At 74.1% G+C, this 22,716-nt stretch carries 17 protein-coding genes; 8 read left to right on the forward strand and 9 right to left on the reverse strand.

All coding sequences use genetic code 11. From position 1 onward, the window contains the following. Positions 1-53: 53 nt before the first annotated feature. Positions 54-527 (reverse strand): MarR family winged helix-turn-helix transcriptional regulator, encoded by a 474-nt coding sequence (locus tag EDF34_RS04595; protein ID WP_123370129.1) that lies wholly within the window; start codon positions 525-527, stop codon positions 54-56. A gap of 83 nt (positions 528-610) precedes the next feature. On the opposite strand from EDF34_RS04595, the gene EDF34_RS04600 reads away from it, so the two are divergent. From EDF34_RS04600 to EDF34_RS04610, 3 genes are all read left to right on the forward strand, one after another. Further along, positions 611-1,186 (forward strand): NYN domain-containing protein, encoded by a 576-nt coding sequence (locus EDF34_RS04600; protein WP_123370130.1) that lies wholly within the window; start codon positions 611-613, stop codon positions 1,184-1,186. A gap of 233 nt (positions 1,187-1,419) precedes the next feature. After that, on the forward strand, positions 1,420-2,106 hold the full coding sequence (locus EDF34_RS04605; RefSeq protein WP_123370131.1) for a hypothetical protein: 687 nt from the start codon (positions 1,420-1,422) through the stop codon (positions 2,104-2,106). Between the two features lies 1 nt (position 2,107). After that, positions 2,108-4,897 carry a hypothetical protein gene (locus EDF34_RS04610; RefSeq protein WP_123370132.1) on the forward strand — a complete coding sequence of 930 codons (2,790 nt, stop codon included), beginning with the start codon at positions 2,108-2,110 and terminating at the stop codon, positions 4,895-4,897. Positions 4,898-5,030: 133 nt separating this feature from the next. Here EDF34_RS04610 and EDF34_RS04615 read toward each other — a convergent pair whose 3' ends face one another. From EDF34_RS04615 to nirB, 6 genes are read right to left on the reverse strand one after another with little or no spacing between them, the layout of a single operon-like run. Next, positions 5,031-5,813, reverse strand: a complete 783-nt coding sequence (locus EDF34_RS04615; RefSeq protein WP_123370133.1) for a hypothetical protein — start codon at positions 5,811-5,813, stop codon at positions 5,031-5,033. Positions 5,814-5,872: 59 nt separating this feature from the next. Continuing rightward, positions 5,873-6,550: a sirohydrochlorin chelatase gene (locus EDF34_RS04620; protein ID WP_123370134.1), complete on the reverse strand. Its 678-nt coding sequence runs from the start codon at positions 6,548-6,550 to the stop codon at positions 5,873-5,875. Then, positions 6,547-7,665 carry a uroporphyrinogen-III synthase gene (locus EDF34_RS04625; protein WP_123370135.1) on the reverse strand — a complete coding sequence of 373 codons (1,119 nt, stop codon included), beginning with the start codon at positions 7,663-7,665 and terminating at the stop codon, positions 6,547-6,549. Before EDF34_RS04625 ends, EDF34_RS04620 begins: the two co-directional genes overlap by 4 nt. Then, positions 7,662-8,915: a uroporphyrinogen-III C-methyltransferase gene (gene cobA, locus EDF34_RS04630; RefSeq protein WP_123370136.1), complete on the reverse strand. Its 1,254-nt coding sequence runs from the start codon at positions 8,913-8,915 to the stop codon at positions 7,662-7,664. Before cobA ends, EDF34_RS04625 begins: the two co-directional genes overlap by 4 nt. Further along, on the reverse strand, positions 8,912-9,301 hold the full coding sequence (gene nirD, locus EDF34_RS04635) for a nitrite reductase small subunit NirD (protein ID WP_123370137.1): 390 nt from the start codon (positions 9,299-9,301) through the stop codon (positions 8,912-8,914). The genes cobA and nirD overlap by 4 nt, the downstream gene beginning before the upstream one ends. After that, positions 9,298-11,880, reverse strand: a complete 2,583-nt coding sequence (gene nirB, locus EDF34_RS04640; RefSeq protein ID WP_123370138.1) for a nitrite reductase large subunit NirB — start codon at positions 11,878-11,880, stop codon at positions 9,298-9,300. Before nirB ends, nirD begins: the two co-directional genes overlap by 4 nt. A 177-nt stretch (positions 11,881-12,057) precedes the next feature. On the opposite strand from nirB, the gene EDF34_RS04645 reads away from it, so the two are divergent. The 5 genes from EDF34_RS04645 to EDF34_RS04665 all read left to right on the forward strand — a co-directional run bounded on the left by EDF34_RS04645 (position 12,058) and on the right by EDF34_RS04665 (position 16,957). Beyond that, positions 12,058-12,594: a DUF1697 domain-containing protein gene (locus EDF34_RS04645; RefSeq protein WP_123370139.1), complete on the forward strand. Its 537-nt coding sequence runs from the start codon at positions 12,058-12,060 to the stop codon at positions 12,592-12,594. Between the two features lie 38 nt (positions 12,595-12,632). After that, complete coding sequence (locus EDF34_RS04650) at positions 12,633-13,574, forward strand: ABC transporter ATP-binding protein (RefSeq protein ID WP_123370140.1); 942 nt, start codon at positions 12,633-12,635, stop codon at positions 13,572-13,574. Continuing rightward, entirely contained in the window at positions 13,571-14,776 is a 1,206-nt protein-coding gene (locus EDF34_RS04655) for an ABC transporter permease (protein WP_123370141.1), read from the forward strand. Before EDF34_RS04650 ends, EDF34_RS04655 begins: the two co-directional genes overlap by 4 nt. A 26-nt stretch (positions 14,777-14,802) precedes the next feature. Further along, positions 14,803-15,252 (forward strand): HIT family protein, encoded by a 450-nt coding sequence (locus EDF34_RS04660; RefSeq protein ID WP_123370142.1) that lies wholly within the window; start codon positions 14,803-14,805, stop codon positions 15,250-15,252. Between the two features lie 79 nt (positions 15,253-15,331). Next, positions 15,332-16,957, forward strand: a complete 1,626-nt coding sequence (locus EDF34_RS04665) for a molybdopterin-dependent oxidoreductase (RefSeq protein WP_123370143.1) — start codon at positions 15,332-15,334, stop codon at positions 16,955-16,957. Positions 16,958-17,055: 98 nt separating this feature from the next. Here the strand turns inward: EDF34_RS04665 and EDF34_RS04670 are convergent, their stop codons facing one another. Together EDF34_RS04670 and EDF34_RS04675 are read right to left on the reverse strand one after the other, a co-directional pair. Next, positions 17,056-21,210, reverse strand: coding sequence for a bifunctional nitrate reductase/sulfite reductase flavoprotein subunit alpha (locus EDF34_RS04670; protein WP_123370144.1), 4,155 nt, complete (start codon positions 21,208-21,210; stop codon positions 17,056-17,058). A 19-nt stretch (positions 21,211-21,229) separates the two neighbouring features. Further along, positions 21,230-22,588 carry an MFS transporter gene (locus EDF34_RS04675; protein ID WP_123370145.1) on the reverse strand — a complete coding sequence of 453 codons (1,359 nt, stop codon included), beginning with the start codon at positions 22,586-22,588 and terminating at the stop codon, positions 21,230-21,232. Positions 22,589-22,716: the final 128 nt, after the last annotated feature.

Below are 22,716 nucleotides of genomic sequence, written 5' to 3' on the forward strand. Positions count from 1 at the left end.
TCGGCCTCCATCGTCCGTCGCAGGGGCGCCGCCCGCGTGGGCCGGAGGTCCCGTCAGGAGTCGGGGATGCCGGCCTGGGCCGCGCGCAGCTTGTCGGTCAAGGCCTTCAGCGTCGCGAGCTCGTCGGCGTCCAGCGCTCCGCCGACGAAGTGCCGGATCGAGCGGGCGTGCGCTCGTCCGACCTCGCGCTGCAGGGCGGCACCCGCGGGGGTGAGCGTCACCGCGACGCCGCGACCGTCGCCCTCGACCGGACCCCGCGTGACCCAGCCGTCGACCTCGAGGCGCTCGACGAGCCGCGAGAGGCTCGGCTGCGTGAGCAGGCTGTGCTCCGCGAGCTCGCGCAGCCGGGCCGAGCCGCCCGGGCAGCCGGAGAGCGTGAAGAGCACGTCGTACTCGCGGATGGTCAGCGGCCCCCACACGTCGTCGCGCTGGAACCGGCGCATGAGCGCCACCTGCGCGCGGAACAGCGACTCCCAGGCCTGCGCGGCCTCGCGCGTGCCCGGCTGCTTGCGGCCCTCGTCGGCCATGCCGTCCTCCGTTCCATGCGTACGCATGGACCAACCGCGCGACACCCGGTGATGTTCCCCGCTCGTCCCACTACATTGGCGGCATGAGCACCGAGGACGCGGTCCGCACCACCTACGTGATCGTCGACGGCGAGAACATCGACGCCACCCTCGGGTCCAGCATCCTCGGCGGTCGGCCGGCCCCGGACCAGCGCCCGCGCTGGGACCGGATCCTCAGCTTCGCGAAGCAGGAGTGGGCGCAGCCGGTCAAGGCGCTGTTCTTCCTCAACGCGTCCAACGGCTCGCTGCCGATGCAGTTCATCCAGGCGCTGACCGCGATGGAGTACCAGGTCATCCCGCTGTCCGGCGAGTCGTACGAGAAGGTCGTCGACATCGGCATCAAGCGCACCCTCGCGGCCATCGCGCTGCGCGAGGGCGACGTGCTGCTGGCCAGCCACGACGGCGACTTCGCGCCCGAGGTCGAGGTGCTGGTCGACGACGAGGACCGGCGGGTCGGCCTGCTGGCGTTCCGCGAGTTCACCAGCGGGTCGCTCGCCTCGCTCACCGCCCGCGGCCTGCAGACGTTCGACCTCGAGTACGACGTCAAGGCGTTCAACGTCCAGCTGCCGCGCCTGCGGATCATCCCGCTCGACGAGTTCGACCCGCTGCGCTACCTCTGAGCCGGATGGCCCGACGTGGCGCAGGTCACAGCCGCGTAACTCTTACCTAGTACCGGGGTCGATTTACCTAGTACCTCGTGGCCCAGGTGTTTCGCCTGCTGGTAGACAGACCGCGGTCTCGTCCCGGGCAGGGCTCGCGCGCGGTCGTCAACGGCGACGAAGCGCGCGCGAACCCCTGCCCCGGGCGGACCAGTCATCCGGTCGTTCCAGAGGTTCACCACATCGAGGTGGTCATGAGGCGGTACATCTTGGCGGGACTCGTTCTCGCCGTCCTGACGACGTTGCTCGTCGTCCTCTCCGACGCGCTCGGGCTCGACACCGAGGGCATCGCGCTGCTCGGTGGCGCGCTCGGCGGAGCACTCGGCCTCGTGCCGGACCGCTCCCCCGCGCAGCGCGCGGGGGCCTTCATCGTCGGCTTCGTCGCGGCCTGGGTCGGCTACGGCCTGCGGGCCGCGGTGCTGCCCGACGCCACGGCGGGACGCGCGATCGCGGTCCTGGTCGTGCTCCTGGTCTGCCTCGCCGTCGGTGCCGCCACCCGCGGCCGCCTGCCCCTGTGGGCGACGCTTCTCGGCGCCGCCGCGATGGCGGGCGCCTACGAGACCACGTACGCCGCCGACCCGACGGCGTTCATCTCCTCGTCCGCCGCGACGGCCACCTCGATCCTCGTCGCCGCCGGCGCCGGTTTCGTCGCCACGTCGCTGCTCGGCCCGCAGGTCGAGCGCGAGCGCGAGAACGAGCGCTCCGCCGCCCGGCACGCCGAGACCGCGCCGGCGACCGAGGTCGCTCCCGAGCTCGAGAACGCCCACGCGATGGCCGTCGAGACCCCCGCGAACGGCACCCCCCAGGTGGGGTCGACCGCCGAGAACCGTCGGCCCGGCATCGCCCCGTACCTTCCCCTGCAGCCCCGCCCGGAGGCCTGACGTGCGACGCACCACCCTCACCACCGCCGCCGCCCTGGCCGCGGTCCCCCTGCTCGTCGGGACCTCCGCCGCGCCCGCCCTCGCCGCCGACAGCGGCGACGTCTCGGTGACCAACACCGAGACCGTCCAGGCGCACCTCGACGCCAGCGGCTCGTTGCAGGACGCCCGCATCTACGAGCAGCTCGCGCTCAGCGGTCACGGCACGACGACGATCACCAACCCCGTCTCCACGCACGGCCTGCGCAACCTCGACGGCTTCGGCGGGTACCGCGTCGTCGACGGCAACGTCGTCGCGCAGGTCAGCGTCGACGGCGAGCGGCGGCTGCGCTCGGTCAGCGACTACGACAAGAAGCTGCCGCTGTCGGTGAAGATCACCTACACGCTGGACGGCAAGCCCGTGAAGCCGGGCGCGGTCGTCGGCAGGTCCGGCCTGCTCGAGGTCCACTTCACGGTGACGAACGAGACGGCCGAGCAGCAGTCGGTGACGTACGACGACGGCCACGGCGTGATGAAGACCTCGACCGAGACCACCGTCATCCCGATGATCGGCCAGCTCGTCACCGTGCTGCCCTCGTCGTTCACCGCGGTGCAGTCCGACGAGGCCGGCATGGCCGGCGACGGCCGCGGCGGCACGCAGATGACGTTCCAGATGACGCTCTTCCCGCCCATCGGCTCCCCCACCGCGGAGTTCGGCTACTCGGCGCGGATCAGCGACGGCGTGGTGCCCTCGGCATCGCTGACGTCGATGCCCGTCTCGCCGCTCGACTACCCGTCGTTCAAGGGCGGCTCGGCCAGCTACAAGGCGGGGGCCGCCAGCGGCGTGGCCCTGACCGCCGGGTCGGCCGAGATCGACAGCAACCTGCTCAAGCTGCACGACGGCGCCGCGCAGCTGCTCGGCGGTCTGCTGCAGCTCAGCGACGGCGCGGGCCAGCTGTCCGACGGGCTGAACGACGACGCCAAGCCCGGGTCAGCCGAGCTCGCCGCGGGCCTCAACGACCAGGCGAAGCCCGGGTCCGCCGACCTCGCCGCGGGGCTCAACGACAAGCTCGCTCCCGGGGCCCACCAGATCGCCGACGGCCTGGCCACCGCCGCCCCCGGGACGGGCGACCTCGCGGACGCCCTGGGCGACCAGCTCGCACCCGGAGCCGGCGCCATCGCGGGGGGGCTCAACGAGCAGCTCGCGCCCGGCCTGGGCGACCTCGCAGACGGCCTGAACAGCGAGCTCGCCCCCGGGGCCAAGGAGCTCGCGACCGGGCTGAACAAGGACGCGAAGCCCGGTGCGGCCAAGCTCGCCGCCGGCGCGTCCGCACTCGACGACGGTCTCGCTGCGGCCCTGGCCGGCGCACCGACGCTCGTCGGCGGCGTGGCCCAGGTGTCCGCCGGGCTCCAGAGCGTCGACGACGGTCTCGCGCTGCTCAGCTCGACCGTCGGGGGCCTGTCGAGCAACGACGACGTCGTGAAGCTCACCGCCGGACTGGCATCGATCCGCGCCGGCCTCGCCGCCGACGGCGACCTTCGCCAGGGGGTCGCGGCACTGCAGGCGGGCGTCTCGGGGACATCCGACACGAAGGACGGCGCCGGCACCGGCGGGGCAGGCCGCCTGCTCTCCGGTGTCGGCGCTGGCGCGAGCGCGAGCGCGGGTGACATCGCGGCGCAGATCGCGAAGCTGACGGCGGTCTCCCAGAGCCTGAGGGCGGCCCAGCAGGACGCGGACGCGGACGCTGTCGACGCCTCGATCAAGGCCCTGGGCGGCATCGCGCAGTCGGTCGGGGTCGCCGGGGGCACGGTGAGCGCCGTCGGTGGCAAGCTCACCGCGCTCGGGCCGTCGTTCGACAAGGTCAGCGGCGGTCTCGCGCAGCTGGCCGGGGGCTCCGTCGCCGTCGACGAGGGCACGAAGAAGCTGTTGGCGACGGTCGTCCAGGGCGTGCAGCAGGCCATCGGCGGCGCGACGGACGTGCCGCAGAAGGACCCCAGCAAGACGACGCTCCGCGGCGGTGTGCACGGCCTGCAGGCCGGGGCCGGCCAGCTGGGTGCCGGCGGGGCCGACCTCGCCACCGGCCTGGGCAAGCTCGCAGCGGGCGCCTCAGCGCTCAAGGCGGGCTCCGCCGACCTCTCGACCGGCATCACCAAGGCCGCTGACGGCTCGGCGAAGCTCTCGACGGGCGCCGACGCCGCGGCTGACGGGGCAGCCCAGCTCTCGGACGGCGCGAACCAGCTGGCCGACGGCTCCGGTCAGCTCTACGCGGGCATGCTCGAGGCAGCGACCGGATCGCACACGATCGCGGTCGGCGTCGAGAAGCTGTCGACCGGCGCCGACGCACTCTCCGGCGGTCTCGACACGGCCGCGGCCGGGTCGACCAAGCTCGCCGGCGGGATCTCCGACGCGGCCAGTGGTTCGCAGCAGCTCGCCGACGGCATCGCCTCGGCCGCCGACGGGTCGAAGAAGCTCGCCGACGGCGCCGGCAAGGCCGCGGACGGGGCCCCCGCCCTGGTCGACGGCTCGCAGCAGCTGTCCGACGAGGGCACCTCGAAGCTGGTCTCGACCGGCGAGGAGACGGCCCAGTCCTACGGCGCCGAGTACGCGGTCCTGGCCGCGGGCGCCGAGCGCGCCTCGGCCGAGGGCATGGCGGAGGGCGCGCCGCAGGGCGCCGTGGGTGCCACGGCGTACTCGATCGAGATCGCCGGCGCCGATGGTGAGGGCGCCAGCTCGCTGGGCCGCCTGATCCTGGCGATCGTCCTGTTCGTGGGCGGCGCGGGCATCGCGACGGTCGTCCGGCGCCGCTGGGTCTGACCGGGCTGACCGAAGGGGGCGCGGCCTACGGGCCGCGCCCCCTTCGTCGTCCGCTCGCTCGTGTTCAGCGTTGGTGCCGCTGGGCGCGAGCAACGCTGAACACAAGTGGGCGAAGCGCGTGCGCGCGGCGCGGTCAGCCGGCGAAGGAGCGGGTGAGCTCGTCGTCGATCGCGAAGGTCACGTGCTCGGCGTGGTCCGTGTCGGCGAGCATCGCGACGCCGTGCGCCGCGAGCGGGATCTCGAGGAACGAGGGACCGTCGTCCGGGCGGGAGACCCGGCGGGAGTCGGAGCTCGCCACGCCGCGGTCGTCCCTGGCCGCGATGACCAGGAGCGGCCCGGTGTAGCCCACGTTGATCGAGCGAGCGTCGAGGCCCTCGAACACCGACGGCGGGCTCAGCGCGACGACCCCGACCGCACCGAGCTCCTCGGCCATCGCGGCGGCGTACGTCCCGCCCTTGGACGCGCCGACGAGCGCGACGGTCGGCGCCCCGGCCTGGTGCAGCGCGTCGACCGCCGAGCGCATCGCAGCCTCGCCCGCCTCCCGGCCGGTGTCCGGCCACGTGAACGTCGCCACCCGGTAGCCCTCGTCGACGAGGTGCTCGGCCTCGTGCGCCCACTGGCACCAGTCCCCGCCGTTCTGCGGCGCGAGCACGACACCGCGCTCCCCGCCACCGGCCACGGCGACCGCCGTGGCGACGTCCCCGGACGTCACCGCGACGGCCTGGGTCCCCGCCGGGAGGCAGTCCGGCGCCTTGACGCCGCGCATCGGGGCGGCGGACGGGCTGCCGGACGGCGCGGCGACCGACGGGTCGGCGTTTGACGGGTCGGCGTCCGACGACGGCGCCGACGTGCAGCCGGCAAGGCCCGCGACGAGCGCGAGCGCGAGCAGCGGGAGGCGGTTCACGGCGGTGTGCACCCGTCATTCCTACGCGTGGGAGAGCGCTCTACGCCAGGGCGTGTCCGGGATGTGGCCGGTCAGAGGGCGGCGTCGAACCGGTCGAGGACGATCGCGGCGAGTCTCATGTCGGGCGCGAGGGGGTCGGTGACGACGTCGGCGCCCGCCTCCATCACCCGGTCGTGGAAGTAGCCCGGCGCGAGCAGGTAGGAGGCGATGACGACCCGCCCCCCGGCGTCCAGCGACGCGCGTGCGTCGGCCACCGCGGCGGGCACGGTGGGCGAGGCACCGGCGCCGTAGCCGATCGTCACCGGGTTCTCGATCGCGTCGGCGAGTCCCGCGGCGACCGCCTCGACCGCGATCGCCGCGGCGGGGTCGGTGGAGCCGGCGGCGGCGAGCACGACGACGTCGTCGGGCTGGAGCCCGACGGCCTCGAGCCGGTCGACGAGCATCGCCACGAGCCGCGGGTCCGGCCCGAGCGGCGGCGCGGCGGACGCCCCCTCGCGGTCGACCGCCTCGGCGATGTCGACGCGCACGTGGAACCCCACGGACAGCAGCAGCGGGACGACGACGGCGGACCCGCCCCCGGCGACCGCGTCGGCGACGACCGCGGCGACCTCGGGGATCTGCACGTCGACGAACGCCTCGCGCGCGTCCAGCTCGGGCCGCATGCGGCGCACGTCGGCGAGGATCGTGCGGATGGCCGCGCGGCCGTCGGTGTTGTCGGTGCCGTGCGAGCAGCCGACGAGGACGGTCACGACTGCCCCGCCAGCTCGAGCCGGTAGCCGCGCTTGACCACGGTGCGGATCAGCGCGCGGCTGCCGGTCGCCTCGCGCAGCCGCGCGATCGCCACCTCGGCGGCGTGCGGGTCGCGCGAGTCGCCGGGCAGGACGTCGAGCACCCGGTCGCGCAGCACGACCGACCCGCGCGCGGCCGCGAGCACGCGCAGGACCTCGAGTCCGCTCGGGCTCAGCGCGAGCACGTGCCCGTCGAGGACGGCGGCACCGCGGTGGACCTGCAGCGGACCGGCGATGGTGTCGAGCGCCTGCAGCTCGCCGTAGTGCCCGATGATCAGCCGCACGAGCGCGCCGAGACGACCACGGTCCGGCACGAGGGGCTCGATGCCCCGGTCGACGAGCGGCTTCGCCGTCACCGGGCCGACCGCCGCCATGATGACGCCGCCGGCCTTGCACCGGCGCACGATCGCCTCGGTGACGCCCTCGTCGTCGGCGGCCGCGAGCCACGCCGCGGCCCCGGGGGCCGAGGTGAAGGCGACCGCGTCGATCTCGCCGGCGGCCACGGCACGCACGGATGCGGCGACGACGGCCGGGTCGGGTGGCGGTCCCCAGCGGTACACGACGAGGCTGCGCACGCGCGCGCCGGCCGCCTGGAACGCCTCGTCGAGCCCGTCGGCCCCCGCGCCGTGGTGCTGCACGGCGATGTCCTGCCCGGCCACGCCCTCGTCGAGCAGCACCTCGGCGATCTCGGCGCTGGTCTCGGACTCGGCGACCCAGTCGGCCGTGAGCCCCGCCGCCTGGATCGCGCCGCGCGCCTTGGGCCCGCGCGCGACGATCCGGGTGCCGCGCAGCATGTCGACGAGCGGCTCGGCGAGGCCCGCCGCGTCGGCGGCCTCGATCCAGCCGCGGAAGCCGATGCCGGTGGTGACCACGACAGTGTCCGGCGGGTCGGCGAGCAGTGACCGCGTTCCGGCGAGCAGGGTCGCGTCGTCGATGTGCGGGACCATCCCGAGCGCGGGTGCGTGCCGGACCGTCGCCCCGCGCCGGGTGAGCGCGGCGGACAGCTCCGCGGACCGCCGGTCAGCGGTCACGAGCACGACGCAGCCGGCCAGGGTCTGGTCGATGGGCTCGTTCACGTGGCCATTGTGTCGTGCTTGTGAGCACCAGGGGCGACCTGGGGCTCCCCCAGCAGCCCGGGCGCGGCGACGTCCCCGAGGACGATGACCGCAGGGGCGCGAACTCCCGCCGCGGAGGCGGCGTCCACCACCGCGTCGAGCCGGGCACGGGTGACCCGCTGCGTGTCCAGCGTGCCGCTCTCGACGACCGCCACGGGCGTGGCCGGGTCGACCCCGAACTCGAGCGCACCCTCGACGAGCGCGCCGAGCACGGCGACGCCCATCAGCACGACGACCGTGCAGCTCGCATCGCGCAGGCCGACGAGGCCGGCCGACGACCAGCCGTCGTGCCCGTTCATCACGTGCACGGCGCCGACGACGCCGCGGTGGGTCAGCGGGATCCCCGCGGCGGCGGGCGCGGCGAACGCGCTGCTCACGCCGGGGATCACCTCGACCCGCACGCCCGCCTCGCGGCACGCGAGGACCTCCTCGCCGCCGCGTCCGTAGACGAACGGGTCGCCGCCCTTGAGCCGCACCACGGAGCGGCCGCGCTGCGCCTGCTCGACGAGGATGCGGCCGATCTCGTGCTGCGGGACCGGGTGGTTGCCGGGCGTCTTGCCCACGTCGATGATCTCCACGTCGGGCGCGAGCTCGTCGAGCACCTCGACCGGGCCGAGCCGGTCGACGACGACGACGTCGGCAGCGGCCAGCGCGCGACGCCCCGCGAGCGTGAGCAGGCCGAGGTCGCCCGGTCCGCCGCCGACGAGCACCACGTGGCCGTCGGCCGCCGTGCGGGACCGGTGGGAGCGCAGGTCGACGTGCCCCTCGCGCAGGTGCGCCGCGATGGCGTCCCGGACGACGGTCGTGCGGCGCGGGTCGGGAGCGCCCGCGGACACGACGCCGACGAGCACGTCTCCGCTGCGCGTCGTCGCGGGCGTGCGAGCGGAGCCGGCCGCGGCGTAGCCCGCGTCGATGCAGAAGATCCGGCGCTCGTGCGCCCAGCCGACGACCGCGGCGTCGGTCGCGCGGTCGCCCGTGGCCGTCTGGACGAGCCAGGCACCCTCGAGGTCGGCGGACGTCACCTCGCGGGAGACCCACTCGACGAGCCCCCACCGGTGCATGTCACGCAGCGGCTCGCACACCGCGGGCGCGACGACGACGACCGCGGCCGCGTCGGCCAGCAGCCCCTGCGCGCGGCGCGCGGCCACCGGTCCCCCGCCGACGACGACGACGCGCCGTCCGGCCAGGTCCACCCCGAGCATCGTGGTCATGCCGGCACCTCGATCTCGACGACGCCGCCGGTCACCCGGGCGGGCCAGGTGCGCAGGTCCGCGGGCAGGCCGCGGGCGGGGGTCTTGCCGACCGGCTCGAGGCATCGGCCGGTGCGCAGGTCGAAGACCTGCTTGTGCATGGGCGAGGCGACGGTCGGCACCTCCACGCCGTCCACCGAGCGGGAGCCGACGATGCCGCGGGCCAGCACGTACGCGTCGCTGAACGGGTCGTGCTGCTGGACCGCCAGCACGGTGTCGTCGGCCAGCCGGAACACCGCGACCTGCTCACCGCCCAGCAGTGCTGCGGCTCCGCGCTCGCGCGCCAGGTCGTCGAGGCGGCAGACGGCCGTCCACACGGCCGTCGTCGGGTCGTCGAGGATCGTCATGACCGCACCTCCAGGGTGGTTCCGGCGACGAGCACGGGCTCGCCGCGCAGGGCTGCGTCCCGCTCGTCGGCCGTCGCGGGCCGGGCCTGGCCGCGCTCGGGGACGTAAGCGAGGGACGGGTCGGCGACGTCGGGGGCGTTGACGAAGGACGCGAACCGCTTGAGCTTCTCGGGGTCGTCGAGCGTGGCCTTCCACTCGTCCTCGTAGTCCGCGACGTGCTCGAGCATCTGCCGGTCGAGGTCCGCGGCGATGCCGAGCGAGTCCTCGAGCACCACGGCCCGGACGCCGTCGAGGCCGCCCTCGACGTCCTCGATCCACGGCGCGGTGCGCTGCAGGCGGTCGGCGGTGCGGACGTAGTACAGGAGGAACCTGTCGATGGTGCGGATGAGCGTCTCGGTGTCGAGGTCCTCCGCGAGCAGCTGCGCGTGCCGCGGCGTGAAGCCGCCGTTGCCGCCGACGTAGACGTTCCAGCCCTTGTCGGTCGCGATGACGCCCACGTCCTTGCCGCGGGCCTCCGCGCACTCTCGCGCGCAGCCGGAGACGCCGAGCTTGATCTTGTGCGGCGAGCGCAGGCCGCGGTAGCGCAGCTCGAGCAGCACCGCGAGCGCCACCGAGTCCTGCACCCCGAACCGGCACCACGTCGACCCGACGCAGGACTTCACGGTGCGCAGCGACTTGCCGTACGCGTGGCCGGACTCGAAGCCCGCGTCGACCAGGCGCTGCCAGATCAGCGGGAGCTGGTCGATGCGGGCGCCGAACATGTCGATCCGCTGGCCGCCGGTGATCTTCGTGTAGAGCCCGAAGTCCTTGGCCACCGCGCCGATCGCGATGAGCCCCTCCGGCGTCACCTCGCCGCCTGCGATGCGCGGCACCACGGAGTACGAGCCGTCCTTCTGCAGGTTGGCCATCACGTGGTCGTTGGTGTCCTGCAGCGCGGCCCGCTCGCCGTCGAGGACGTGCGCGGGGGCCGTCGTCGCGAGGATCGAGGCCACCGCGGGCTTGCAGATGTCGCAGCCGCGGGCGTCGGGGCGGGTGCCGAACCGCGCGACGACCTCGGTGAACGAGCGCACGCCCGCCACCCGGATCGCGTCGTACAGCCCGGCGCGCGAGAGCGCGAAGTGCTCGCACAGGGCGGTCGAGACCGCGATGCCCTGCTTGGTGAGCTCGGTGGTGACGAGCTTCTTGACGAGCGGGAGGCAGGACCCGCAGCTCGTGCCGGCCTTGGTGCAGGCCTTGACCGCGGGCAGGTCGGTGCAGCCGTGCTCGGTGACCGCGCCGCGCACGGCCCCGGCGGACACGTTGTTGCACGAGCACACCGCGGCGTCGTCGGGCAGCTCGAGGTCCGGGGCTCCCCCGGTGCCCTCGGGCAGGAGGTAGGCCGCGGGATCGCCGGGCAGCTCGCGGCCGAGCATCGGCCGCAGGCTCGCGTACGCGGACGCGTCGCCGACGAGGACGCCGCCGAGCAGCGTGCGTGCGTCGTCGGACATGACGAGCTTCTTGTAGACGCCGGCCACGGGGTCGGCCCAGACGATCTCGAGCGCGCCGGGCGTCTGGCCGAACGCGTCGCCGAAGCTCGCGACATCGACGCCGGAGAGCTTGAGCTTCGTGGCCGTGTCAGCCCCGGGGAACGACGCGTGGCCGCCCAGCAGCCGGTCGACGGCGACCTCGGCCATCGCGTACCCGGGGGCGACGAGGCCGATGCAGGCACCCTGGATGCAGGCGACCTCGCCGACCCCGGAGATGTGGGGATCGGACGTGAGGCAGGTGTCGTCGACGACGACCCCGCCGCGCGCGCCGATCTCGAGCCCGGCGTCGCGGGCCAGCTCGTCGCGGGGCCGGACGCCGGCGGCGATGACGACGACGTCCGCGTCGACCCGACCTCCGTCCGCGAGGTCGAGCCTGCCCACGCCGCCGCGGCGGTGCGGACGGATCCGCGTCGTGGCCGCGTTCAGCCGCACACCGACGCCCAGCGCGTTGATGAGGCGGCGCAGCGCCTCGCCGCCGCCCAGGTCGACCTGCGCGGACATGAGGTGCGTGCCCACCTGCAGGACCGTGGTCTGCGCGCCGAGCGCCTGGAGGGCGCCCGCGGCCTCGAGCCCCAGCAGGCCGCCTCCGAGCACCGCACCGCGCACCGTCCTGCCCTCGCCCATCGCCTCGACGTACCCGCGCAGGGCTGCGACGTCGTCGATGGTGCGGTAGACGAACACGCCCGGCAGGTCGGCGCCCTCGATGGGCGGCACCCAGGCCGACGAGCCGGTCGCGAGGACCAGGTGGTCGTAGTGCTCGACGCGTCCGCGGGCCGTCGTGACGGTCCGGGCCTCGCGGTCGACGGCCACGACCCGCTCGTCGCGGGCGAGCGTGACGAGCGGGTCGTGCCACAGGTCGGCGTCACCCAGCGCGAGGTCGTCGGCGTCGCGGCCCGAGAAGTAGCTGGTCAGCGCGACGCGGTCGTAGGGCCGACGAGGCTCCTCGGCGAGGACGGTGACGCGCCACGCGCCGGCCCGGTCCCGGTCGCGCAGGGCCTCGACGAGGCGCTGCGCGACCATGCCACCGCCGACGACGACGAGGTGCTGGCTCATGGGGCTCCGTCCGTGCTGCTGCTCGAGGCGTCGGGTCTGCTCTGGGGGTGCAGGTCCGTGCTCCGACGGTAGGAACCGCGTGTTTCGCCTCCAGGCGCGCATCGGTTTCCTGGTCGGAACGCTTCCCGCACACCGGGCCCCCGGCCGTTGTGAGAGGTCCGTGGCACGCTGGCGCGCATGGGAGTCGTGATCGCGCTGCTGCGGGCCGTCAACGTCGGGGGCCGCAAGGTCACCGCCGCGGGGATGCGGTCGGTCGCCGAGGGGCTCGGGTACGAGCAGGTGGCCAGCTACGTGAACAGCGGGAACCTCGTGCTCGTGACGTCCGAGCGGCCGGCCGCCGTCGAGCGCGACCTGTCCGCAGCGCTGTCCGCCGACGTCGGGTTCGACGTGCCCGTCGCCGCGCGGACGCTCGCGCAGTGGGACGCCGTGATCGACGCGCTGCCGTTCCCCGACGAGGCGCGCGACGACCCGTCCCACCTGGTCGTCTACGCGTGGGACGGAGACGTGGGCGGCACCACCTTCGACCCGTCGCCGTACGGGAACGAGCGGGTGGTGTGGAAGGGGCACGAGGCGTACGCGTCCTACCCCGACGGCATCGGCCGCTCGAAGCTGACCCTGCCGGTGCTGAGCAAGGCGTGCGGGCGGGCCGGCACCGCACGCAACTGGAACACCGTGCTGGCGCTGGCCAGGCTCGGACACGAGCGGGAGCCGTGATCCCTGCCGATGTCGGGAGGATTTGATTGAATCGGGCGATGGCCTCGCTCGAGATCGACGCTCTCAACAAGACCTACGGATCCGTCCGCGCGCTGCGCGACATGACGTTCGACGTGCGCGCCGGGGAGATCTTCGGCTTCGTCGGCTCCAACGGTGCCGGGAAGTCCACCACCATGCGCATCGTGCTGGGCGTGCTCGCCCAGGACAGCGGCGAGGTGCGCTGGGACTCCGCGCCGCTGGGCCCGGACACGCGCCGCCGGATCGGGTACATGCCCGAGGAACGGGGCCTGTACCCCCGCATGAAGGTCGGCGAGCAGCTCGTCTACCTCGCGCGGCTGCACGGCATGGACACCGCGGCAGCGCGCGCGTCGATGGAGCGGTGGACCGAGACGCTCGGCATCGAGGAGCGCCGCGGCGACGAGGTGCTCAAGCTCTCGCTCGGCAACCAGCAACGCGTCCAGCTCGCGGCCGCCCTGGTGCACGAGCCCGACATCCTCGTGCTCGACGAGCCCTTCTCCGGGCTCGACCCGGTGGCGGTCGACGTGATGAGCGGGGTGCTGCGCGAGCAGGCGGCCGCCGGCCGGCCGGTCGTGTTCTCCTCCCACCAGCTCGAGCTCGTGGAGCGGCTGAGCGACCGGGTCGGGATCGTGCGGGCCGGGTCGATGGTGGCGCTCGGCGGGATCGACGAGCTGCGCACGACCGAGCACCGACGCTGGGCGGTCGACGGTCCGCCCGACTCCTCGTGGGCGACCGGCGTGCCCCAGGTCCGCGTCGTCGAGTCGTCCGGCACGACGACCGTGGTCGAGGCCGCGGGGACCGGCCCGGACGACGTGGACCAGGCCGTCCTGCGCGCGGCGCTCGCCGCCGGACCGGTGCGGGAGTTCTCGCTCGTGCGGCCGTCGCTGACCGAGCTGTACCGCGACGTGGTGGCAGCCGAGGCTCCCGCCGACCAGGACGAGACCGAGGAGGGGGCCGCATGAGCGCCGACCGCTCGCTGGGTTCCGGCGCCGCGATCCGGCTCGTCGCGGGCCGGGAGATCCGCACGCGCCTGGCGTCGAAGGCGTTCATCTGGCTCACGCTCGCGTTCGTCGTGATCGTCGTGCTCGGTGGGCTGCTGTTCAAGCTCACGGGCTCGTCGAGCGACCCGCAGCAGGTCGCCGTCACGGCCGACGCCGCAGCGGTGGCGGACCAGGTCGAGGCGACCGCGACCGGCGTCGGGGTCGAGGTCGTCACGCGCGAGGTCCCCGACCGTGCCGCCGGCGAGAAGCTCCTGTCGTCGGGGGACGCCGACGCCCTCGTCGTCGCGACCTCGCCGACGCTCGAGATCGTGGTGAAGCAGGACCTGAGCGACCAGCTCGGGTCCGTGTTCGGGTCGCTCGCGCAGCAGCTCGCACTGAGCAGCGCGGTGACCGACCTGGGCGGCGACCCGGCCGAGGTCGGGAAGGCGGTCGCGACCGCCGCGCCGACGGTCACCGCGCTCGAGCCCGAGCCCGAGCGCGACGGCGGCCAGATCGCCGCCGGGGTGATCGTCGGGATCCTGCTGTTCATCGCCCTGATGAACGCCGGCCAGCTCGTCGCGCAGGGCGTGGTCGAGGAGAAGACGAGCCGCGTGGTCGAGCTGCTGCTCGCGACGCTGCGCCCGTGGCAGCTCATGGCGGGCAAGGTGCTCGGGATCGGCGTCGTCGGGCTGGTGCAGCTCGTGCTGATCGTCGGCGCGGCCGTCGCCTCGTCCCTCGGGTTCGGCGTGCTCGACTCGTCGTCCCTGGACGTGGGCGCGATCGCGGTGTGGGCGCTCGTGTGGTTCGTCGTCGGCTTCGCGATGTTCGCGCTCGTGCTCGCCGCCCTCGCCGCGTTGGTCTCGCGCCAGGAGGACATCGGCTCGGTGACGGGACCCGTCATCGCGCTGATGATCGTCCCGTACATCGTCGGCATCAGCATCGCTCCCTACGACCCGGAGAGCACGATCGTCGTCGTGATGTCCTTCATCCCGTTCGCGGCGCCGTTCATCATGCCGATCCGGCAGGCCCTCGGCGCGGTCGAGGGCTGGGAGGTCGCGGTGTCGCTCGGGCTCTCGATCGCGCTGATACCCGTGCTGGTGTGGCTCGCGGGGCGGGTGTACTCCAACGCGGTGCTGCGCGCCGGCGGTCGGGTCAAGCTCAAGGACGCGCTCGGGGGACGCTGACCGGCGCACCTGGTTAGGTTGGGCGCATGGCGACCCTGTTCACGCGCATCATCGACGGCGAGATCCCCGGGCGCTTCGTCTGGGCCGACGAGGTGGCGGTCGCGTTCGCGACGATCGCGCCCATCACGGACGGGCACGTGCTCGTGGTCCCGCGTGCGGAGATCGTGCAGCTCACCGATGCGCCCGACGAGGTCCTCGCACACCTGGTCGGTGTCGCGAAGACGATCGGGCTCGCGCAGCAGGCCGCGTGGGGCGCACCGCGCGCCGCGCTGCTCGTCGCCGGGTTCGAGGTGCCGCACCTGCACCTGCACGTGCTCCCCGCCTGGGACGAGGCGAGCCTGTCGTTCGCCAACGCCAGGACCGACCTGCCCGGTGCGGAGCTGGACGCCGCCGCGCAGAGCGTCCGCGCCGAGCTCGTCGCGGCGGGCCACGGAGCGCACGTCCCTCGGACGCTGGTCTCGCCCGAGCTCGCGTGACGATCACCCCCTCCGCAACGCGCGTCGGCGCGCGACCCACAGCCTGCGGGCGCACCATGGACGCCGAGCGGAGGTGCCGATGAGCACGCGGGAGAGCAGGACGCGGGACGGGCTGGCCGCGCTGGCCGGGCTCGCGGCAGGCGCCGTCACCGTCGGTGTCGGGAGCCTCGTCGCGCTGTTCACCGGCGCGGCCTCCGACCCGATCAACGCGGTCGGCGCGACGTTCGTCGACGCGACTCCGCTCTGGCTCAAAGAGTTCGCGACCTCCACGTTCGGCACCGACGACAAGCTCGTGCTCGGGCTCGGCGAGGTGCTGGTCCTCGCCCTGCTGGCCGCGGTGGCCGGGGTGCTGGCCGCCCGGAGGTGGGCGTGGGGCGCGACGCTCGTCGTGCTGCTCGCGGCCGTGAGCGGGATCGCCGCGATGTCCCGGCCGGACACGGGGACGCTCGCAGCGGTACCCAGCGTGGCCGCGGGGGTCGCGGGACTCGTCTCGCTGCGGCTGCTCGTCGACCGGCTCCCCCGGGTGGCCGCGAAGGCCGCGCGTCCGACGCCTGCCGCACCCGACCCACGGCCCGTCGACTCCGCCCGGCCCATCGGCGCAGCCGCAGCGACGACACCTGCGCCGCGCCCGGCTCCCGGGCCGGACCGGCGGGCGTTCCTGCAGGCGACGGCCGCCGCGGCGAGCCTGGGTGTCATCGCTGCCTTCGTCGGCCGCGCCGTGGGGGCGACCGGGCGCGCCGCCCGCAGCGCCCGCGCGGCCCTGCGCCTTCCGGCGCCCGCGACCACGGCGGCACCCGTTCCCACGGGCGTGCAGGTTGACACCCCCGGGATGGAGCCGTGGGAGACACCCCCGGACGACTTCTACCGGATCGACACGGCGCTCGTCGTCCCGCAGGTCGACCCGAGCACGTGGGAGCTGCGCGTTCACGGGCTGGTGGAGCAGGAGGTCACGCTCACGTGGGACGAGCTGCTCGCCTCCGAGCTGGTGGAGGCGTGGGTGACGCTGTGCTGCGTGTCCAACCCCGTGGGCGGTGACCTGATCGGCAACCAGCGCTGGCTCGGCCTCCCGATCCGTGAGGTCCTGGCGCGGGCCAAGCCGCACGCCGACGCCGACATGGTGCTCTCGAAGAGCTCCGACGGGTTCACCGCCTCGACGCCGATCGAGGCCCTCACCGACGACCGCGACGCCCTGCTCGCGATCGGCATGGACGGCGAGCCCCTGCCCATCGAGCACGGGTTCCCCGTGCGGATGGTGGTGCCCGGGCTGTACGGGTACGTGTCGGCGACCAAGTGGGTGGTCGACCTCGAGGTCACCCGGTTCGCGGACAAGACGTCGTACTGGACCGACCGTGGCTGGTCGCCGCACGGGCCGGTCAAGACGCAGTCGCGGATCAGCGTGCCGCGGTACGACGACTCGCTGAAGGCCGGCGAGATCGTCGTGGCCGGCACCTCGTGGGCGCAGCACCGCGGCGTCACGCGCGTGCAGGTCCGCGTGGACAGCGGGCCGTGGGTGGACGTCGACCTCGCCGACGACGGCGGCATCGACTCGTGGCGCCAGTGGAGCTACCGCTGGCAGGCCGAGCCCGGCAGGCACACCCTCCTGGTGCGTGCGTACGACCCGGACGGCGTGCAGTCGGGCAAGCGGGTCGACGTGGTCCCGAACGGCGCCGAAGGCTACGACCAGGTCCAGGTCACGGTCGCCTGACCCCCACGCCCCCCGCGAGTGCTACCCCAGCCGATCGAGTGCGCCCGTAACGACGGGCGCACTGGGTGGACACGGGGCACTCGCCGGGGGCGGGGGGATCAGTAGACGTCGCGGACGTAGCGGCGGGTGGTCGTGAGGTGCTTGACGTAGGCGTCCGCCGCCTCGGGGGTCAGGTGGCCCTGGGTCGCGACGATCTCGCGCAGCGCCGCGTCGACGTCCTTGGCCATGCGGGAGGCGTCGCCGCAGACGAAGAACGACGCGCCCGCCTCGAGCCACTCCCACAGGCGCGCACCGTGCTCGCGCATCCGGTCCTGGACGTAGACCTTGCCGCGCTGGTCGCGGGAGAACGCGGTCGAGAGCCGGTCGAGCGTGCCGTCCTTGAGCAGCTGGGACAGCTCGTCGCGGTAGTAGAAGTCGGTGGCCTGGTGCTGCTCCCCGAAGAACAGCCAGTTGCGCCCGGTGTGGCCGGCGGCGGCGCGGTCGGCGAGGAAGCCGACGAACGGCGCGACGCCCGTGCCCGGTCCGACCATGATCGCGGGCACGTCGGGAGCCGGCGGCAGGAAGTGCGAGGTCGGCTGCACGTGCACCGGCACGACGGTGCCCAGCGGGGCGTCGGCCAGGAACGTCGAGCAGACCCCTCCGCGGTCCGTCCCGGTCGGTGAGGCGTACCGGACGACGGACATCGTCAGCGACACCGCGTGGGGCGCGACGCGCGCGCTCGACGAGATCGAGTACTGGCGCGGCGCGAGGCGGCGCAGGACGCCGACGAGCTCGGCGGCCGGCACGCCGGGCGCGAGCTCGGTGACCACGTCGACCGCCTGCCGGCACCACGTCCAGCGCGCCAGGTCGTGGGCGTTGCCGGGCCGCAGGAGCTGGCGCAGCTCGGCGCTGCCCGAGCGCTCGGCGACGAAGGTGAGCAGGTCGGTCGACAGGCGGCTGATGTCGAGGTCCGTGGTGAGCGCGTCGCGCAGAGCTCGGGCGCGCCCGTCGACGACGACCTCCTGGTGCGGGTCCCAGCCGGTCACGGCGAACCACTCGTCGACCAGCGCCGTCGCGTTCGTCGGCCGGACCGCGATCGCGTCGCCCGCGCGGTAGACGACCGCGCGCGGGCTGTCCGCGACGTCGAGGACGACCTCGCGGACCTCCTTGCCCGAGCCGGGCAGGGACAGCAGGCGGTTGCCGACGAGGCGCGCCTCGCCGGGGTTCTGACGGGTGGCGGGGCCGGCGGTGGGCGCGGGGCTGGGGGCGACGGCGGCAGCAGGCCCGACGTCCGACGACGGCGGTGCCGGGTCCACCGCGGCGAGCGCGGCCGCGACCGCGTCGATCCATGCGTGCGCCCGGTCGTCCTCGCCGGGCTCGCAGTCGACGCGCTCGACGACCCTGGCCGCACCGAGCTCCTCGAGCCGGTGGTCGAGCCGGCGGCCGTGCCCGGCGAACCGGTCGTAGCTCGAGTCGCCCAGGGCCAGCACCGCGAAGCGCGAACCGTCGAGGCGGCGCGCTCCCTCGGCGGCGACCGACTCCCAGAAGGCGGTGCCGTTGTCGGGGGCGTCGCCGTCGCCGAAGGTGCTCGTGACGAGGACGAGGTCCGCGCCGACGGGCAGGTCGGCGGGCAGGCAGTCATCCATCGCGACGGTCCGGGGCGCGAGGCCCGCGCCGGTGAGTCGCTGCGCCGCAGCTGCGGCCAGGTCCTCGGCCGTGCCGGTCTGGGACGCCCAGAGGACGACGACCTGGCGGGTGGTCGTCGTGGCCTCGTCGGGCGCCTCCCCCCGCCCGTGCCGCTCGGGCGTGCGCGAGAACAACCCGGCGAGCAGTCCGTCGACCCACAGCGCCTGGTCGGCGTCGAGCGGAGCTGTTGACGGGAGCACGGGCGTGCCCGGCTCTCCCCCGCCGAGGCCCGCGAGGAACCCCGCGAGGTAGCGCCGCTGGCTCTCGCCGAGCCGGGGAGGCTCGGGGACGTCGAGCCCCAGGGCCGCGCCGAGCGCACGGATCGCCAGGGCACCGGGGGTCAGGCCGCCACGGGTGACGGGCTCCTCCACCACGGGAGCCACGGGCGCAGCGACCAGGTTGAGCGCGACCGCGCACACCTTGAGCTCGGGCTGGAAGGAGAGCGGGTCCACCGCGTCGTTCGTCACGGCGTTGACCGCGAGGTACTCCCCGAACACGTCGTTCCAGTGGAAGGGCGCGAACAGGGCGCCGGGCAGCACGCGGTCCGTGACCCGTGCCGGCAGCACGGCGCGGCCCCGGCGTGAGGCGATCTCGACCGACGCGCCGTCGACCAGGCCGAGCTCGGCCGCGTCCGACGGGTGGATCTCGACGAACGGCCCGGGCGCGAGCTTGGTGAGCTTGGCGACCTTGCCCGTCTTGGTCATCGTGTGCCACTGGTGCTGCACGCGGCCGGTGTTGAGCACGAAGGGGTAGTCGTCGTCGGGTAGCTCGGCCGCGGGCAGGTGGGGACGGGCGTGGAACCGGGCGCGGCCGGACGGCGTCGGGAAGCGGAGGCGGGGCCGGGTGCCGTCGGGGTGCTCGAGGACGGGCTGGCTGACGCCGTCGTTGAGGTAGCGGATGGGGTTGCGGCGCGGGGCGTCGGGCGCGGCCGGCCACTGCACGGACCCGCCGCGGAGGCGGTCGTACGTCACGCCGCGCAGGTCGTAGCCCGTGCGGGGGTTCGCGAACGCGCGCAGCTCCCCGAAGACCTCCTCCGACGTCGCGAAGTCGAAGCCGTCGTAGCCCATCGCGGTCGCCACGCGGGCGATCAGCTGCCAGTCCGGCAGCGCGTCGCCGGGCGGCCGCAGCGCCGCGCGGGCCAGGGTGAGGTTCCGCTCCGAGTTGATCATCACGCCGTCGGACTCCGACCACAGGGCGCCCGGCAGCACGACGTCGGCGTACGCGTTGGTCTCGGTGTCCGCGAAGGCGTCCTGCGTCACGACGAGCTCGGCCCGCTCGAGGCCCTCGATGACCGTGCGCCGGTTCCCGACCGACGCTACCGGGTTGGTGCACACCACCCAGCACGCCTTGATCTCCCCGGCGGCCATGCGCTCGAACATGTCGACCGTGCCGCGGCCGGTGAAGTCGGGGCGCAGCGTCCCGGGCGCCAGGTCCCACACGCCCTCGACGAACGCGCGGTCGTCGGCGTCGAGGACTGAGCGCTGGCCCGGCAGCCCGGGACCCATGTAGCCCATCTCGCGACCGCCCATCGCGTTGGGCTGGCCGGTCAGCGAGAACGGACCGGACCCGGTGCGGCAGATCGCGCCCGTCGCGAGGTGCAGATTGACCAGCACGTTCGTGTTCCACGTGCCGTGCGCGGACTGGTTGAGGCCCATCGTCCAGCAGGAGACCCAGCTGCTCGCTCCCGCGAGCATCGAGGCGGCCGCGCGCAGGTCGGCCTCCGGGACGCCGGTGATCCGCGCGACCTCGTCGGCCGGGTAGTCCTCGAGCATCGCCTCGACGTCTTCCCAGCCCTCGGTGTGCTCGGCCACGAACTGCTCGTCGAGCCCGCCGGCCTCCACCACGAGGCGCAGCAGGCCGTTCATCAGGGCGATGTCCGTGCCGGGCGCGACCTGGAGGAAGAGGTCGGCCTTGTCCGCGGTGGCGGTCCGACGAGGGTCGACGACGATCAGCTTCGCGCCGGCCTTGACCCGGTCGAGCAGGCGCAGGAACAGGATCGGGTGGCAGTCGGCCATGTTCGCGCCGATGACGAAGAACACGTCGGCGTGGTCCAGGTCGTCGTACGACCCGGGCGGGCCGTCGGCGCCCAGCGAGAGCTTGTAGCCCGTCCCCGCGCTGGCCATGCACAGGCGCGAGTTCGACTCGATCCACTGCGTGCGCACGTACCCCTTGGCGAGCTTGTTGGCCAGGTACTGCGCCTCGAGGCTCATCTGCCCGGACACGTACAGGGCGAACGCGTCGGGGCCGTGGGTGTCGACGACCTCACGCAGGCGGCGCGCGACGAGCTCGATGGTCGCGTCGAGGTCCGCCCGCGCCGGCTCGGCACCGCGCTCGTCCCGCACGAGGGCGTGGCTCGCGCGGCCGCCCGCGGCGAGCATGTCCGCGCTCGTCGCCCCCTTGGTGCACAGCCGTCCCGCGTTGGCCGGGTGCGACTTGTCACCGCGCGCGCCGCGTGCCACCCGGCGGCCCTCGTCGTCGCACTCGACGTCGAGGACGATGCCGCAGCCCACGCCGCAGTAGGAGCACACCGTCGCGACCTGCTCGAGCGACGTGGTGCTCCCCTGCGGCGCGGGAGTGGTGGTGGTCATCGGGGGCCGGTACCGGCGGTCAGATCTTCGTCGTGCCGAAGGAGGAGCCGCGGCGCTGGTAGATGGCCCACACCACGGCGGCCATGACGACGTAGGCGCCGACGATCACCCACAGGGCGGCCTGGATGTTGCCCGTGTGGTTCGTCGAGTAGGCGAACCCGCGCGGGATGAGGAAGCCGCCGAAGGCGCCGATCGCGCCGGCGATGCCGAGGCAGCCGGCCGCGGCCTTGGCGCGGCGGGCGCGGTCGGCGTCGTCGGTCACGCCGTGCCGGAACACGGCCGGGATCATCCGGTAGACCGAGCCGTTGCCGGCACCGGTGGCGGTGAACAGCACGAGGAAGGAGGCGAGGAATGCACCGAAGGCGTGCTCGCGCAGGGCGAAGATCGCGCTGACCGTGCCAGCGGCCATGATGGCGAACGCCGCGATCGTGACGCGGGAGCCGCCGAACCTGTCCGCGAGCCAACCACCCGCGGGGCGGGCGACCGAGCCGACGAGCGCACCGAGGAAGGCGATCGACATCGTGACCTCGGGGAACTGGGCCTTGAGCAGCGTGGGGAACGCGCCGGAGAAGCCGATGAAAGAGCCGAAGGTGCCGATGTAGACGAACGAGATGATCCAGGTGTGCCGCGAGCGGGCCGCGACGCCGTAGGTGCGCGGGTCCGACTTGGCGTTCGAGAGGTTGTCCATGAAGCGCCAGGCCAGGACGGCCGCGATCAGGATGAGCGGGAGGAACATCCAGCCGGCCCGCTCGAGCTGCACGCCGGCGGCGCCGACGATGATGATCGGCACCGCGAACTGCACGGCCGCCGTGCCGATGTTGCCGCCCGCGGCGTTCAGGCCCAGCGCCCGGCCCTTCTCCCGCTCGGGGTAGAAGAACGAGATGTTGGCCATCGAGGACGCGAAGTTGCCGCCGCCGAGACCGGCGAGCGCGGCGACGAGCAGCAGGACGCCGAACGACGTGTCGCTGTTCTGGACTGCGAGCGCCAGCGACACCGTGGGGATCAGGAGCAGCATCGCCGAGACGATGGTCCAGTTGCGGCCACCGAAGATCGGGACCGCGAACGTGTAGGGGATGCGCAGGGTCGCGCCGACGAGGCTCGGCACCGCGATGAGCCAGAACATCTGGTCGACCGTGAGGTCGAAGCCGGCGGCGGGCAGCTGCGGGACGACGATGCTCCACAGCGCCCAGACTGCGAACCCGAGGAACTCGGCGAAGACGGAGAGGCCGAGGTTGCGGCGGGCGACCGAGCGGCCCTCGACCGCCCACTGCCCCGCGTCCTCCGGGTCCCAGCCGTCGATCCACCGGCCGGGCCGACGGGTGAGCGTCGCGGCGGTCGCGACCGTCGATGGTGCTTCGTCCACGAGCGGTGTCGCCATGAGTGCCTCCGGGAGGGAATGGTGCTGACTCGACGCGACGAACGCTAGGAAGCCGATGTTTCCGCCCCGTGCGCGCGGCTGTTGCGCGTTGCGAACCTTTCGCGCACCGGCACGCCCCGCGGGCTGTG

Source organism: Cellulomonas sp. PhB150 (assembly GCF_003755175.1).
Lineage (GTDB): Bacteria > Actinomycetota > Actinomycetes > Actinomycetales > Cellulomonadaceae > Cellulomonas.